The 13,989-nt window shown below is 72.8% G+C and carries 14 protein-coding genes; 5 read left to right on the top strand and 9 right to left on the bottom strand.

The genetic code is table 11. The features are described from left to right. Positions 1–13: 13 nt before the first annotated feature. A complete protein-coding gene (locus AB0N63_RS05790; RefSeq protein ID WP_365524543.1) occupies positions 14–706 on the top strand; it encodes a response regulator in 693 nt (230 codons plus the stop codon). Positions 707–817: 111 nt separating this feature from the next. Here the strand turns inward: AB0N63_RS05790 and AB0N63_RS05785 are convergent, their stop codons facing one another. The 6 genes from AB0N63_RS05785 to ppc all read right to left on the bottom strand — a co-directional run bounded on the left by AB0N63_RS05785 (position 818) and on the right by ppc (position 8,394). Continuing rightward, positions 818–2,413, bottom strand: a complete 1,596-nt coding sequence (locus AB0N63_RS05785) for a cation acetate symporter (protein WP_365524540.1) — start codon at positions 2,411–2,413, stop codon at positions 818–820. Next, positions 2,410–2,964, bottom strand: coding sequence for a DUF485 domain-containing protein (locus AB0N63_RS05780; RefSeq protein WP_365524538.1), 555 nt, complete (start codon positions 2,962–2,964; stop codon positions 2,410–2,412). The genes AB0N63_RS05785 and AB0N63_RS05780 overlap by 4 nt, the downstream gene beginning before the upstream one ends. Before the next feature lie 69 nt (positions 2,965–3,033). Then, complete coding sequence (locus tag AB0N63_RS05775) at positions 3,034–3,723, bottom strand: response regulator transcription factor (RefSeq protein WP_365524535.1); 690 nt, start codon at positions 3,721–3,723, stop codon at positions 3,034–3,036. Further along, the gene (locus AB0N63_RS05770) at positions 3,720–4,871 is read right to left on the bottom strand and encodes a histidine kinase (RefSeq protein ID WP_365524533.1); all 1,152 of its coding nucleotides are present in this window, start codon (positions 4,869–4,871) and stop codon (positions 3,720–3,722) included. Before AB0N63_RS05770 ends, AB0N63_RS05775 begins: the two co-directional genes overlap by 4 nt. Beyond that, a complete protein-coding gene (locus AB0N63_RS05765) occupies positions 4,868–5,392 on the bottom strand; it encodes a DUF1453 domain-containing protein (protein WP_365524530.1) in 525 nt (174 codons plus the stop codon). The genes AB0N63_RS05770 and AB0N63_RS05765 overlap by 4 nt, the downstream gene beginning before the upstream one ends. A gap of 272 nt (positions 5,393–5,664) precedes the next feature. Further along, positions 5,665–8,394 (bottom strand): phosphoenolpyruvate carboxylase, encoded by a 2,730-nt coding sequence (gene ppc / locus AB0N63_RS05760; protein WP_365524527.1) that lies wholly within the window; start codon positions 8,392–8,394, stop codon positions 5,665–5,667. A 295-nt stretch (positions 8,395–8,689) separates the two neighbouring features. On the opposite strand from ppc, the gene AB0N63_RS05755 reads away from it, so the two are divergent. After that, complete coding sequence (locus tag AB0N63_RS05755; protein WP_365524525.1) at positions 8,690–9,697, top strand: fatty acid desaturase; 1,008 nt, start codon at positions 8,690–8,692, stop codon at positions 9,695–9,697. After that, entirely contained in the window at positions 9,694–10,368 is a 675-nt protein-coding gene (locus AB0N63_RS05750; protein WP_365524523.1) for a TetR/AcrR family transcriptional regulator, read from the top strand. Before AB0N63_RS05755 ends, AB0N63_RS05750 begins: the two co-directional genes overlap by 4 nt. Before the next feature lie 2 nt (positions 10,369–10,370). Here AB0N63_RS05750 and AB0N63_RS05745 read toward each other — a convergent pair whose 3' ends face one another. Both AB0N63_RS05745 and AB0N63_RS05740 read right to left on the bottom strand, forming a co-directional pair. After that, positions 10,371–10,733, bottom strand: coding sequence for a VOC family protein (locus tag AB0N63_RS05745; protein WP_365524521.1), 363 nt, complete (start codon positions 10,731–10,733; stop codon positions 10,371–10,373). Between the two features lie 3 nt (positions 10,734–10,736). Further along, positions 10,737–11,603, bottom strand: coding sequence for a trans-aconitate 2-methyltransferase (locus AB0N63_RS05740; RefSeq protein WP_365524518.1), 867 nt, complete (start codon positions 11,601–11,603; stop codon positions 10,737–10,739). Positions 11,604–11,730: 127 nt separating this feature from the next. On the opposite strand from AB0N63_RS05740, the gene tamR reads away from it, so the two are divergent. Then, the gene (gene tamR / locus AB0N63_RS05735) at positions 11,731–12,228 is read left to right on the top strand and encodes a MarR family transcriptional regulator TamR (RefSeq protein WP_009189059.1); all 498 of its coding nucleotides are present in this window, start codon (positions 11,731–11,733) and stop codon (positions 12,226–12,228) included. 111 nt (positions 12,229–12,339) lie between these two features. On the opposite strand, the gene AB0N63_RS05730 is transcribed toward tamR, so the two are convergent. After that, the gene (locus tag AB0N63_RS05730; protein ID WP_365524516.1) at positions 12,340–13,116 is read right to left on the bottom strand and encodes a response regulator transcription factor; all 777 of its coding nucleotides are present in this window, start codon (positions 13,114–13,116) and stop codon (positions 12,340–12,342) included. Between the two features lie 304 nt (positions 13,117–13,420). Between AB0N63_RS05730 and AB0N63_RS05725 the strand changes: the two genes are divergently transcribed. After that, positions 13,421–13,864: an N-acetyltransferase gene (locus AB0N63_RS05725; RefSeq protein WP_365524513.1), complete on the top strand. Its 444-nt coding sequence runs from the start codon at positions 13,421–13,423 to the stop codon at positions 13,862–13,864. Positions 13,865–13,989 lie beyond the last annotated feature (125 nt).

Below are 13,989 nucleotides of genomic sequence, written 5' to 3'. Positions count from 1 at the left end.
AGGAAGAGGCCCGATGATTGACGTCCTGGTGGTCGACGACGACTTCCGTGTCGCCGAGATCAACGCCAAGTACGTGGGAAAGGTTCCCGGTTTCCGGGTGGCCGCCCGCGCGCACAGTGCCGCCCAGGCGCTGGCCACCGTGGAGCGCGGCGACATCGACCTGGTGCTGCTCGACCACTACCTGCCCGACCGGACCGGGCTGGACCTCGTCCACCGTCTGCGCGATCAGGGTCTGGGCACCGACGTCATCATGATCACCGCGGCCGGGGACGTGGCCACCGTGCAGCAGGCGATGCGGTTGGGCGCCCTGCACTATCTGGTCAAGCCGTTCACCTTCGCCGCGCTGCGCACCCGCCTGGACTCGTACGCGGCCCTGCGCCGCACCGTCGACCGGGTCGGCGGCCGGGGGGTGGCCGGGCAGGAGCAGGTGGACCGGATCTTCGGCGCGCTGCGCACCGGGCCGGCGCCCTCCTCCCCCGGCCTGCCCAGCGGTCACTCGGAGCCGACGACGGACCTCATCTGCGGCGTTCTGCACCGCGCCGCACATCCCCTGTCGGCTCACGAGGTGGCTGCCCGCACCGGCCTGAGCCGCTCCACCGCGCAGCGCTACCTCCGCCACCTGGAACAGGCCGGCCGCCTGCGCCTGTCCCTCAAGTACGGCGACACGGGCCGGCCGGAGCACCGCTACGCGTGGGTGACGCCGTAACGCTACAGCGGTGGAGGAGGGCCGGCCGGTGCGGTTGCGGGACGAAGACGCGGAGCCACGACGGCGGACGGGCCGCTGCCGCACCGGCCCCTGCACGGCCCCCGCATCGGCCTACACGGCCCCCGCGCCGGTCAGCGACCGCACCTCCGTCTCCGCGTGCTTGGCCTCGTCCGGCAGTTCGGCGGAGGTCACGGTGCCGAGCCAGCCGGCGAGGAAACCGAGCGGGACGGAGACGAGGGCGGGGTTGTCCAGTGGGAAGAACTGGAAGTCGACTCCGGGGAACAGCGAGCCGGGGCTGCCGGAGACCACCGGGGAGAGCGCGACGAGTCCCAGCGCCGGGATCAGCCCGCCGTACACCGCCCACACCGCGCCGCGGGTGGTGAAACCGCGCCAGAACAGCGAGTAGAGCAGCACGGGCAGGTTCGCCGAGGCGGCGACGGCGAAGGCGAGACCGACCAGGAAGGCGGTGTTGAGGTCGCGGGCGACCAGGCCGAGGGCGATCGCGACCACCCCGATGCCGACCGCCGCGCCGCGCGCCACGGCGACCTCGCTGCGCGGCCGGCCGCCCCTGCGTCGCCGCAGCGACGCGTACAGGTCGTGCGCCACCGACGCCGAGGAGGCGAGCGTGATCCCGGCGACCACGGCGAGGATGGTGGCGAAGGCGACGGCGGCCACGACCGCGAACAGCACCGTGCCGCCCGTGGAGGACGCGCCGCCGCCGAGGTCGAGGGCGAGCAGTGGCACCGCCGTGTTGCCGGCGCCGTTCGAGCCCTTCACGGCCTCGGGGCCCACGATCGCGGCCGCGCCGAAGCCGAGGACGATCGTCATCAGGTAGAACGCGCCGATCAGCCCGATGGACCAGATGGTCGAGCGGCGGGCGGCCAGCGCGGTCGGCACGGTGTAGAAGCGGGACACGATGTGCGGCAGGCCGCCGGTGCCGAGCACCAGGGCGAGGCCGAGGCTGATGAAGTCCAGGCGCGCGGTCCAGTCGTGCCCGTAGTGGAGACCCGGCGCGAGGAAGGCGCTGCCGTGTCCGCTGCGCTCGGCGGCGGTGAGCAGCAGGCGGTCGAGGTCGCCGTGAAAACGGACCATGACGAGCACGGTCAGCACGACGGTGCCGCCGAGCAGCAGCACCGCCTTGACGATCTGGATCCAGGTGGTGGCCCGCATCCCGCCGAGCGACACATAGATCACCATGAGCGCGCCGACGCCGATCACCGTCCAGACCTGGGCCGCCCCGCCCGTCCGCCCGAGCAGCAGCGCGACGAGGCTGCCCGCGCCGACCATCTGCGCCACCAGGTACAGCACGGACACGGTGACCGAGCTGGTGCCCGCCGCGATCCGCACCGGCCGCTCGCTCATCCGCGCCGCGACCACGTCGGCGAGCGTGAACCGTCCGCAGTTGCGCACCAGTTCGGCGACGAGGAACAGCACCACGAGCCAGCCCACGAGGAAGCCGACCACATACAGCACCCCGTCGTAGCCGAACAGGGCGATCAGTCCGGGAACCCCGAGGAAGGAGGCTGCGGACGCGTAGTCGCCGACGATGGCAAAACCATTCTCCATGGGCGAGAAGAGTCGTCCGCCGGCGTAGAACTCCTCCGCCGAACCGTGCCGGTTGCGGCTCACCCAGGTCGTGATGCCCAGCGTGACCGCCACGAACACGCTGAACAGCGACAGCGCCAGAGTCTGGTGGTCACCGCTCACGACACACCGCCCCGAGCGCCGCGGGCCAGCTCCTGGGTGTTCCAGCGCAGTTCGAGCGCGGCACGGTCCCGGCGCAGCCGTGCGTGCCGGGCGTAGGCCCAGGTGAGAAGGAAGGTGGTCAGGAACTGCCCGAGGCCGGCGAGCATCGCCACGTTCACCGCGCCCGCCACCGGTCGCGCCATGAAGCCCGGTGCTGTGGTGGCGGTCACGACATAGCCCACGTACCAGGCGAGGAACGCCGTCACCGCGGGCACCACGAACCTCCGGTAGCGCCTGCGCACCTCCTGGAACTCCGGGCTGCGCTGCACCTCGAGGTATGCCTCGGCCGCGGCGCGGGTGCCTCCTCCGGTCCGGTCCTCACGGCGTGAGGCCGGGACCGGTGCGACGGGGGCCGCGGTGCCGTCGCCCTCGCCCCAGCCGGATGCCAGCGCGTCGTACCAGGGGTCGCGGTACGCCGTGTCCTCCCGTGTCTGTTCCTGTCCGTCGTGAGTCCCGGGCGTTCTGTCGGGAGCGCCCCCGCCCGCCGGGGGACGACCGTTGCTTGACTGCATGCCCAAGCATGGACAGAACGGGAAGATCCCTGACTTCCCTTCCTCCCGCTCTTCACCCCATCAGGTGATTCACTTCGCCGGTGGCCGCACCAGTCCCTTCGCATAGGCGTAACGCACCGCCTGCGCCCGGTCCTTGAGGCCGGTCTTCGCGAAGAGGTTGTTGATGTGGGTCTTCACCGTCGCCGTGGACACATGCAGCCGGCGGGCGATCTCCTGGTTGTTCAGGCCCTCGGCGATCAGGACCAGCACCTCGCCCTCGCGCGCGGTGAGGCCGTCCGGGGTCTGGTCCACCGGGGGCGCCCACGGCTCGGGCCCTGGCTCGGACAGCCGCTCCAGCAGCCGCCGCTGGATGCTGGGGGCCAGCCCTGCCTCGCCGGAGAGCACGCTCTCGACGGCCCGGACGATCTCGTCGCCGCCCGCGTCTTTGGTCAGGTACCCGCGGGCGCCCGCTCTGAGGGCGGGGAACAGCGAGTCGTCGTCCGCGAACGTCGTGAGGATCACCACCTGCGTCCCCGGGTGCTCCGCCCGGATCCGCCGGGTGGCCTCGACGCCGTCGCAGCGGGGCATCCGCAGGTCCATCAGGACCACATCAGGAGCGAGTTCCGCGACGAGCTTCACGGCTTCGTCCCCGTCTCCCGCCGCTCCCACCACCTCGATGCCGGGCAGCAGTCCGAGCAGCATGACGATGCCCTCCCGCACCACGGTCTGGTCGTCTGCGACCACCACCCGCGCGGGCTTCTTGCCGTCCTCCCGCGTCATACCGGCACCTTCAACGTCACCGCGAACCCCTCCTCGCGCGGCCCTGCCTCCAGCGAACCGCCCAGCAGTTCGGCACGCTCCCGCATGCCCAGCAGACCGTACCCGCCGCCGGCGGCGGTGAGTTCGCCCGGAGAACCGCCCGAGTCCCGTACGTCCAGCACGACCTGGTGCTCGCCGTAGTCCAGTCGTACCCGGACCTTCGCGCCCGCGGCGTGCTTGCGGACGTTCGTCAGGGCTTCCTGGGCGACTCTGCGCACGGCCTGCGAGGCCTCGGCCGGCAGCGGTCTGCGTTCACCCGAGATGGTGACCTCCGCGCCGTCGTTCTCGCCCACCAGACCGCTGAGGAACTCCTCCAGGGGCGTCAGCTCGCCGCGCAGGGCGGACAGCGCCTGCCGGGTCTCGGCGAGGCCGTCCCGGGCCATCCCGCGGGCGGCCACCACCCGTTGGAGGATCTGCTCCCGGTCCGCGTCCCGCTCGATGAGGAGCCGTGCGGCCTCCAGGTGCACCAGCTGCGCCGAGAGGCTGTGGGCGAGCACGTCGTGGATCTCCCGCGCGATCCTGGCCCGCTCCGCGAGCGCCGCCGACTCCGCCTCCGCCGCACGCGCGGCCCGCTCCTGGGCGAGCAGCCGCTGGGCGTTGCCCCGGGCGTCGGCGTCCAGCCGCAGCACATAGCCGGCGAGAGCGAGACCGACCGCCGTGACGACCGTGGTGAGCAGATGGTCGTCGTCGGCGACGGCGTAGGCGGTGAGGGCGAGAGCGGTGGCGGGCGTGGCGGCGGCGAGCGGCAGCCGCTCCAGCGCCGCGACGGCGCAGCCGCACCAGATCACGAGGGAGGGCACGCCGAAGTCACCGGCCTGAGCCGCGGCTCCGACAGCGAGGAGGGCCGTGACAAGTCCCAAGGAGGGCCAGAGGCGGTGGGCGAGGGTGGTCCGGAAGAACGCCCAGGCGAGGACGGCGGTCGCCAGGACGCCCGTCGCGGCCGCGACGGCCGCCCACGCGTGGGCCTGGTGGGCGTCGACAGCGCCCCACAGCAACGTGCCGGCCACCAGCAGCCGCACACCCCAGCCGAGCAGGCGCCGGGGCCGTGAGATCCCTTGGCGCCCCAGTGCTTCCGGCGAGGGCCAGCGCGTCCAGACGTTCTCCGTCATACCCGTTCCTTCCACGCGGGCCGAGGCCCCTCGCCACCGTACGCCGGGGTCCGGGCGTCCGCCGGGGGGAGGCTCCTGGTGCGCTGGACGAGGACTCCCGAGCGGACGAGGAGGGTCGCCGCGAGCGCGAGCATCACGGCGGCGCTGTCCTGGTGCACACCGAGCAGTGCGCCGACTGCGAAGAGGCCGACGCGCAGGAGGATGCCGCCGAGCCACACGGCGATGCTCGCCCTGGTGCTCTTGGTCCACACGGCGCCGTCCGGCTCCGTCCATATGCGCGTGGTCCAGGCCCAGCCGGCTCCGATGCCCAGGCCGACGAGCATCTCGACGGTGAGCAGCAGTGCGGAGGCGGTGCGGTGGTGGGCGTCGAGTATGCCCGGTTCGCGCAGCGCGACGACCGCCAGGATCGCGGGCAGGACCCACCAGCGCCGGTCCGTGTCGAGCCGGCGGGCGCGGAACTGCCGGGAGATCACCAGTGCGGCCACGGCGAGGATCACCAGCACGTCGACGAGCCCGGACATCGTGCCTCCGTGGGGGGGGAAGGAGAGGCCGGCGGCGGAGCGCTGCCGACGCCTTCGACGCTACGGAACTGCGCGGGCCTGTTGATCGGACCACGGGTGGATCATGGGTGGACGCGCGAACGCCGCTGGTCTCCACCCCGGGGGGGGTGACAACGGGGGTGGCGCGCCCAATCCGCCCGGGCGGGGGCGGGGCGCGCGCCGGGGGCGCGGGGGGGCGCGCGGGGGGGGGCGCGCGCCCGCGGGCCCCGCGCCCCCGTCTCGTGCCGTGCCGGTCAGCCGGTGTTGCGCAGGCCGGCCGCCACGCCGTTGACGGTCAGCAGCAGGGCCCGCGCGAGCAGCGGGTCGGGCTCCTGGCCGGCCGCCGCCGCGTCGCGCTGCCGCTTGAGCAGGGCGACCTGGAGGTAGGAGATCGGGTCGAGGTAGGCGTCGCGGATGGCGAAGGTCTGCTTCAGCACGGGCTGCGCGGCCAGGAGTTCGCTCTCGCCGGTGACCCGCAGCACCTCGGCGACGGTGAGTTCGTGCTCGGCCTTGATGACGTCGAAGACGTGCTTCAGCTCGTCCGGGACGAGGGTGTCGACGTAGTGCTGGGCGATGCGCAGATCGGTCTTGGCGAGGGTCATCTCGACGTTGGAGATGAAGTTGCGGAAGAAGTGCCACTGTTCGTGCATCTCGCCGAGCACGGTGTCCAGGCCGGTCTCGCGCAGCGCCTTGAGGCCGGAGCCGACGCCGAACCAGCCGGGCACGATCTGCCGTGACTGGGTCCAGCCGAACACCCACGGGATGGCGCGCAGGCCGTCGAGCGAGACGCCCGATCCGGGGCGGCGGGAGGGCCGTGAGCCCAGGTGCAGCTCGGCGAGCTGGTCGACCGGAGTGGAGGCGAGGAAGTACGTCGGCAGGTCGGGGTCCTCGACGAGCCGGCGGTAGGCGGCGTGGGCGGCGTCGGAGACGACGTCCATGGCCGCGTCCCAGCGGGCGAGCGCCTCGTCGGACTGGCGGGGCGCGGTGTGCAGGGCGGAGGCCTGGAGGGTGGCGGCGACCGTCAGCTCCAGGTTCTCCCGTGCGAGGGAGGGGATCAGGTACTTGTCGGAGATGACCTCGCCCTGCTCGGTCACCTTGATCTCGCCCTCCAGGGTGCCCCAGGGCTGGGCGAGGATCGCGTCGTGGGAGGGGCCGCCGCCGCGGCCGACGGTGCCGCCGCGGCCGTGGAAGAGGCGCAGGCGTACGCCGTAGCGGTGGGCGACGTCGCGCAGCCGGCGCTGGGCGCGGTGGATCTCCCACTGGCTGGTGGTGATGCCGCCGAACTTGGAGGAGTCGGAGTAGCCGAGCATGACCTCCTGCACGTCCCCGCGCAGCGCGACCAGGCGCCGGTAGGACGGGTCGGAGAGCATGTCCTCCAGGATGGTGTCGGCGGCCTTCAGCTCGTCGGTGGTCTCCAGCAGCGGCACGATGCCGATCTTGGCCCAGCCGGCGTGCAGGTCGAGGAGGCCGGCCTCGCGGGCCAGGACGGCGGCGGCGAACACGTCGTCGGCGCCCTGGCACATGGAGATGATGTACGACTCGATGACCTCGGGCCCGAAGACGCTCAGGGCGCGCTTGACGGTCTCGAAGACGCCGAGGGTCTTGGCGCCGGCGGCGTCCACGGGGGCCGGGGTGGGGGCGAGCGGGCGGCGCGAGCGCAGTTCCTTGGCGAGCAGCCTGGCCCGGTACTCGCGGGGCATGTCGGCGTAGCGCCAGGACTCCTCGCCGAGCCGGTCGAACAGCTGACCGAGGGCGTGGTGGTGGGCGTCGGCGTGCTCGCGGACGTCCATGGTGGCGAGCTGGAGGCCGAAGGCGGCCAGGGTGCGGATGGTGCGGGCGAGCCGGCCGTCGGCGAACAGGCCGCCGCGGTGCTGGCGCAGCGAGTCCTGGAGCAGGCGCAGGTCGGCGAGGAGTTCGGCGGTGCCCAGGTAGTCGCGGCCGTCCTCGTGGGCGGTGGAGCGGGCCAGGCGGCGCTTGGTGTTGACGAGCTTCTGCCGGATGCAGGTGGCCTTGAGCCGGTAGGGCTCCTCGGCGTTGAGCCGCTTGTAGCGGGGGCTGATCTCGGGCAGGTTCTCCAGGTCGGCCTGGAGGGAGGCGAGGAGTTCCTCGGTGGCGCCGGTGTAGCGGATGGAGTTGGAGAGGAAGCCGCGCAGCTCGTCGACCATGTCGAGGGCGTCGTTGATGCCGTGCTCGTGCTGGAGGATCAGCACGTCCCAGGTGACCTGCGGGGTGACGTTGGGGTTGCCGTCGCGGTCGCCGCCGATCCAGGTGCCGAAGGTGAGCGGGCGGGTGTCGTCGGGCAGCTTGACGCCGACGCGCTCCAGTTCCGCGGTGAGGTCCTCCAGGACGTCGCCGACGGCGCCGGCGTGGAGTTCGTCCAGGTAGTAGATGGCGTTGCGGGCCTCGTCGGTGGGCTCGGGGCGCACGACGCGCAGTTCGTCTGTCTGCCAGACGAGGTCGATGTTCTCGGCCAGCCGGGTGTCCAGGCGGCGGCGGTCGGACTCGAGGACCGGGGTCTCCAGCAGCGCGGCGATGCGGCGGAGCTTGTTGAGCACCGAGCGGCGGGCGGCCTCGGTGGGGTGCGCGGTGAACACCGGGCGGACGTTGAGGTGTTGGACGGTCTGCCGCAGGTGCTCGGGGTCGGCGTCCTTGAGCCGGTCGGCCGTACGGGCGAGCAGTCCGCCCTCGGCGGCGCGGCGGGCGCGCAGTTCCTTGCCGCGGTGCACCTGCTCGGTGACGTTGGCGAGGTGGAAGTAGGTGGAGAAGGCGCGGACCAGCTTGGCCGCCGTCTCCAGTTCGGTGCCGCGCAGCAGTTCGGCTGCGGCCTCGCCGTCCTCTCTGGTGAGGCGGCGGACCTTCTCGACCAGGTCGAGGAGTTCCGGCCCCTCCTGCCTGACCAGGGTCTCCCCTAGCAGGTCACCCAGTCGGCGGATGTCGGCGCGCAGCTCGCTGCTGGTCGTGGTCTGGTCGTCGGCACTGCTCACAGGTGCGGCTCCTTGCAGTGTTGAAGCTCGTCTGGAGGGGGACCCGGAAGGGTGCCGCGCGGCGGGGGCCGCATACGGGCCGGGCATCCGGGAAGTCATCTTCTTCAGCGGACCGCGCTGTCCGACCGGTACCAAGTCTAGGTGTCGGTCGGGACGCGCAGGCCAGGGGCTCTTGCCGCGCGGCGACGCACTGCCATACTTACGTTGCCGTAGGTTACGCAACCGTAGGGAGCTGGTCCTTCCCTGAAACGGCCTCCGGCATCTGTCTCGACCCTCGACCCCCCAGAGGACGCCCATGACGTCAAGCTCCTCCGATGTGATCGACGAAGCCCCTCAGACGGCCGGCCCCGCGCCCTCCGCCACGCTGGGCGGCGAGCAGAAGCGTTCGATCGAGCAGATCACGCTGCTGCTGTTCATCACCGTTCCGTTCCTGGCGCTGGTCGCCGCGGTGCCGCTCGCGTGGGGGTGGGGGGTGAGCTGGCTGGACCTCGGTCTGCTGGTCTTCTTCTACTTCCTGGGCTGCCACGGCATCACCATCGGCTTCCACCGGCACTTCACCCACGGTTCCTTCAAGGCCAAGCGGCCCCTGAAGATCGCGCTGGCGATCGCGGGGTCGATGGCGGTGGAGGGGCCGCTGGTGCGCTGGGTGGCCGATCACCGCCGGCACCACAAGTTCTCCGACCACGAGGGCGACCCGCACTCGCCGTGGCGCTACGGGGAGAGCGTCCCCGCGCTGCTGAAGGGCCTGTGGTGGGCGCATGTGGGCTGGATGTTCGACGAGGAGCAGACCCCGCAGGACAAGTACGCGCCGGATCTGATCAGGGACCCGGCCATGCGGCGGATCTCCCGGCAGTTCGTGCTGTGGACGACCGTGTCGCTGGGGCTGCCGCCGCTGATCGGCGGGCTGGCGACGATGTCGTGGTGGGGCGCGTTCACCGCGTTCTTCTGGGGTTCACTCGTCCGGGTGGCGCTGCTGCACCACGTGACCTGGTCGATCAACTCGATCTGCCATGCGGTCGGCAAGCGCCCGTTCAGGTCGCGGGACCGCTCGGGCAACGTGTGGTGGCTGGCGATCCTGTCCTGCGGCGAGTCGTGGCACAACCTGCACCACGCCGACCCGACCTCCGCCCGGCACGGTGTGGAGCGCTGGCAGCTGGACTCCTCGGCGCGGATCATCCGCTGGTGCGAGCGGCTGGGCTGGGCCCATGACGTGCGCTGGCCGTCACGCTCGCGCATCGATTCCCGCCGCAACACCGACGTACGCGGCTCCCGCCGCCGGAGGGAGACCGCGAAGGCGGCATGATTGACGCCGTGGCGACCGACTCCAGCACCCCCAGCAATGACAAGCCGCGGCGTGCGCGCCGCACCCGGATGACCGGTGCCGAGCGCCGCCAGCAGCTGCTGGAGATCGGTCGCACCCTGTTCGCGGCGAAGGGTTTCGAGGGCACCTCGGTGGAGGAGATCGCGGCCAGGGCCGGAGTGTCCAAGCCGGTGGTGTACGAGCACTTCGGCGGCAAGGAGGGGCTGTACGCGGTGGTGGTGGACCGCGAGATGCGGCGGCTGCTGGACATGGTGACCAGCTCGCTGACCGCCGGGCACCCCCGGGAGCTGTGCGAGCAGGCGGCCTTCGCGCTCCTGGACTACATCGAGGAGTACACGGACGGCTTCCGCATCCTGGTCCGCGACTCCCCGATCCCCCAGTCCACGGGCTCCTTCGCCTCCCTGATCTCCGACATCGCCACCCAGGTGGAGGACATCCTGGGCCGCGAGTTCAAGTCCCGCGGCTTCGACCCGAAGCTCGCCCCGCTGTACGCGCAGGCGCTGGTCGGCATGGTCGCGCTGACCGGCCAGTGGTGGCTGGACGTACGCCGCCCGAAGAAGGCGGAGGTCGCCGCGCACCTGGTGAACCTGGCCTGGCACGGCCTGGACGGCCTGGAGCCGAAGCCGCGGCTGATAGGGCACCGCAAGAGCTGAGGTCACCCGGTCGGCTCCAGGAACTCCAGGCGGTTGCCCACCGGGTCCTCGGAGTAGAAGCGGCGGTGGCCCGGGAGGTCGTCGTCCCAGGTGACCGGGGCGCCGCGTTCGGTCAGACGGGCGGCGTACGCCTCGATGCCGGTCACCCGCAGCCCGGGATGGGCCTTCTTCGCGGGCCGGAAGTCCTCCTCGGTCCCCAGGTGGAGCTGGACGGCCCCGGCCTGGAACCAGCAGCCGCCGCGCGCCGCGAGCACCGGCGGCTTGGGGATCTCCGTCATGCCGAGGACAGCGGTGTAGTACGCCCTGAGGTCGTCCTCGGAGCCCGGCGGGGCGGCGAGCTGGACATGGTCGACGGCGGTGAGCACGTCTCAGGCCTCCTTGCGGGCGACGGCGAAGACGCGGCGGAACGGGAACGGGGTGCCGTGCGGCCCGGCCGGGTAGGCCTCGCGCAGGGCGGCCCGGTACTCGGCGAGGAACGCCTCGCGGGCCTCGGGATCGTCGGCGAGGACGGTGAGCACGGGCCGCAGCCCGGTGCCCTTCAGCCAGTCCAGCACCGGGTCCTCGCCCCGGAGCAGATGGACGTACGTCGTCTCCCACACGTCCGCGGCGCAGCCGAGGGCGGTGAGGCGCTCCAGATACCCCTCGGGGCCGAGCACGGCGTCGTCGTGGCGCAGGACGCCGTCCAGGCGGTCGCGCCAGCGGGCGGAGGCGGCGAGCGAGCGCATGATCGTGTGGCTGGGGGCGGAGAAGTTGCCGGGGACCTGGAAGGCGAAGGCGCCGCCCGGCTTCAGGGCCGCCACCCAGTCGCCGAACCGGCCGGCGTGTCCCGGCACCCACTGGAAGGTGGCGTTGCTGACGATCAGGTCGTACGGCTCGGCGGGCGTCCAGGTGCGGACGTCGGCCGGGGCGAAGTCGAGGCGACCACCGCCGGGGGTCGGGCCCTCGTGCTCCACGACGGCCTTGTCGAGCATCTCGGGCGAGTTGTCGTACCCCGTGATGTGCGCGGCGGGCCAGCGGTCGGCCAGGAGCGCGGTGACGTTGCCGGGGCCGCAGCCGAGGTCCGCGACGCGGGGCGCGGGGGTGGGCGGGGGCGGGACGCGGGCGAGGAGGTCGGCGAACGGGCGGGCCCGGTGATCGGCGTGGCGCAGGTACTGCGCGGGGTCCCAGACGGGGTTCGGGGCGCCGGCCCCGGACCGGCCGGACCGGGACTCGGACGGGGACCTGGACTCGGACATGGCGGCCTCCTCGGGCTCGTCGTCGGCGACACACTGGCGTGGTTCCACTGTCTCCCCCACCTTCTCTCCATGTCAAGAATGTTGACGTCAAGAGACTTCACATCGACACAACCACTACACTGATCGCATGGAGGACGAGGTCGATCGGCTGGTCGCGGCGTGGCGGCGGGAGCGCCCGGACCTCGACGTGGAACCGCTCGAGGTGCTGAGCCGGGTCAGCAGACTGGCCCGGCACCTGGACCGGGCGCGTCGGCTGGCCTTCGCCGAGCACAGCCTGGAACCCTGGGAGTTCGACGTGCTGACCGCGCTCCGTCGCGCGGGGGCGCCGTACCAGCTCTCCCCCGGACAGCTGCTGACCCAGACCCTGGTCACCTCGGGCACGATGACGAACCGCATCGACCGGCTGGCGAAGAAGGGCCTGGTCGAACGGCTGCCCGACCCCAGCGACCGGCGAGGGGTGCTGGTCCGGCTCACGGACGAGGGCCGCGACCGCGCCGACCAGTCGCTCGCGGGCCTGCTGGCCCAGGAGCGCGCGATCCTCGGCGAACTCTCCGCCGCCCAGCGCACGGAACTGGCGGGGCTGCTGCGCCAGCTGACGGCCCCGTTCGACAACATCCCGGGCTGAGGGCAGGCCGCGGGTCTCCCGCGGACCGGCCGCCGGCCCGGTGTCTCACGGGCCGCTGAGCACAGGCCCGCTTCCGGCTGACCACAGGCCCGCTTGCGGCCCCCGGCCCGGTCAGGCGCTGCTGCTCTCCTCGACGTCGATGCGCCCGGCGGCCGGCCCCAGCTCGGCCGGGCCGACCCCGGCGCGACGGGCCAGGGCGACGGCGGCCAGCGTGGAGTGCACGCCGAGCTTGCCCAGCACGTTCTGCATATGGGTGCGGACGGTGTGCGGGGAGAGGAACAGCCGCTCCGCGACGGCCTTGCGGCCGAGCCCGGCGACCATGCAGCGCAGCACCTCCCGCTCGCGCGGGGTCAGCGACGCCACCAGCCGCTCGCTCTCGGTGCGGTGCTTGCGGGCCGCGGTCAGCTCGCGCAGGACGCCGGTGAGCAGGGCGGGCGGCAGATGCGTCTCGTCGCGCAGCACGCCCCGGATCACGGTGAGCAGCCGGGACAGCGAGCAGTCCTTGGCCACCCAGCCGGAGGCCCCGGCCTGGAGGGCGAGCGCGGCCCGGCGCGGGTCGTCCTTCTCGGCGAGCACGACGGTGCGCACCCCCGGCTGGGCGGTGCGCACCCCGGCCACCAGGGAGATCCCGTCCACCAGCCCGTCGGCGTTGCCCTCCTGGACGGGCACGGCGGGCCGCTCGCCGGGGACGTTCCCGCCGAGGTCGGCGTCCACGAGGAGGACGTCGAAGCGGCGGCCCTCGGCGGCGGCCCGCTCCAGGCAGCGCAGCGCGGCCGGACCGGAACCGGCCGCGGACACGTCGACGTCCGGCTCGGCCGCCAGCGCGGCGGCGAGGGACTCCGCGAAGATCCGGTGGTCGTCGACGACCAGGACTCGGACTCGAACCACTGAACCCCCCTCCCCCAGACTCCCGGAGGAGCAGGGGATTCCCGTCATCGCAGACGCACATCACGAAACGCCGGCGCACCGCTGCCGCCTTCGCCTTCCGGTGCGGGTACGGCACCCGGGGCCGGTACGACCGCACGGCCGCCGCCCGCGGAAGAGCTACCCCCGCCGCGGGCGCCGTACCCGGCCGTCTCGCCCACTGAACGGCGCCGGCCCCCGTCGGCACCGTTCCTCAGAGTACGGACGGCGGCCGGAAGGGGAAGACAATTCGCAGAACTGATCGGTCGTCGCGTTTAAGGTGTGCCGCATGTTCCGTATCGAGGCGGGAGTCGACAAAGAGCGCCGCAATCTGCTCCGCTCCCGGCTCCGCGAGACGAACACGGCGGCCTCCCCCGTCCTGGCGGCGCTGCGCGGCACCCCGGCGGAGCGCGAGGCGCCCCTGCACGTGTGGGCGCTGGACCCGGCGGGGGCGCTGGCGGGCGGCCTGGTGGGCCACACCTGGGCGACCTGGCTGCACGTCACGTACCTGTGGGTCGACGCCCGCCACCGGGGCGCGGGCCTCGGCTCGCGCCTCCTGACCCGCGCGGAGCGCATCGCCCGCGAGCAGCGCGACTGCACCGGAGCCCGCCTGGAGACCTGGGACTTCCAGGCCCCCGCTTTCTACCGCCGCCACGGCTACAAGGTCATCTGCGCGCTCCCGGACTACCCCCCGGGCCACACGGAGTACACGCTGGTGAAGCCACTGGGGTGAGAGGGTGTCAGTCCACCGGCGGAGGCGGCGGGACCGGCGGAGGCGGATACGCCGGCCGGGGCGGAACTCGCGGCCGGCGCTCCCCCACCGGCGGCGGAGGCTGCGGCTCCAACGACCACCGCGGC

This window comes from Streptomyces sp. NPDC093260, assembly GCF_040683715.1.
GTDB lineage: Bacteria > Actinomycetota > Actinomycetes > Streptomycetales > Streptomycetaceae > Streptomyces > Streptomyces sennicomposti.
Note: the sequence above shows the minus strand (reverse complement) of the source record. Positions and strands in the feature narration are given on the sequence as shown.

What these genes read in the sequence shown, in the direction of transcription:
- AB0N63_RS05790 (WP_365524543.1), top strand. Translation starts at nt 14, where the DNA reads ATGATTGACGTCCTGGTGGTCGACGACGACTTCCGTGTCGCCGAGATC.
- AB0N63_RS05780 (WP_365524538.1), bottom strand. Translation starts at nt 2,964, where the DNA reads ATGCAGTCAAGCAACGGTCGTCCCCCGGCGGGCGGGGGCGCTCCCGAC.
- AB0N63_RS05775 (WP_365524535.1), bottom strand. Translation starts at nt 3,723, where the DNA reads ATGACGCGGGAGGACGGCAAGAAGCCCGCGCGGGTGGTGGTCGCAGAC.
- AB0N63_RS05770 (WP_365524533.1), bottom strand. Translation starts at nt 4,871, where the DNA reads ATGACGGAGAACGTCTGGACGCGCTGGCCCTCGCCGGAAGCACTGGGG.
- AB0N63_RS05765 (WP_365524530.1), bottom strand. Translation starts at nt 5,392, where the DNA reads ATGTCCGGGCTCGTCGACGTGCTGGTGATCCTCGCCGTGGCCGCACTG.
- AB0N63_RS05755 (WP_365524525.1), top strand. Translation starts at nt 8,690, where the DNA reads ATGACGTCAAGCTCCTCCGATGTGATCGACGAAGCCCCTCAGACGGCC.
- AB0N63_RS05750 (WP_365524523.1), top strand. Translation starts at nt 9,694, where the DNA reads ATGATTGACGCCGTGGCGACCGACTCCAGCACCCCCAGCAATGACAAG.
- AB0N63_RS05740 (WP_365524518.1), bottom strand. Translation starts at nt 11,603, where the DNA reads ATGTCCGAGTCCAGGTCCCCGTCCGAGTCCCGGTCCGGCCGGTCCGGG.
- tamR (WP_009189059.1), top strand. Translation starts at nt 11,731, where the DNA reads ATGGAGGACGAGGTCGATCGGCTGGTCGCGGCGTGGCGGCGGGAGCGC.
- AB0N63_RS05725 (WP_365524513.1), top strand. Translation starts at nt 13,421, where the DNA reads ATGTTCCGTATCGAGGCGGGAGTCGACAAAGAGCGCCGCAATCTGCTC.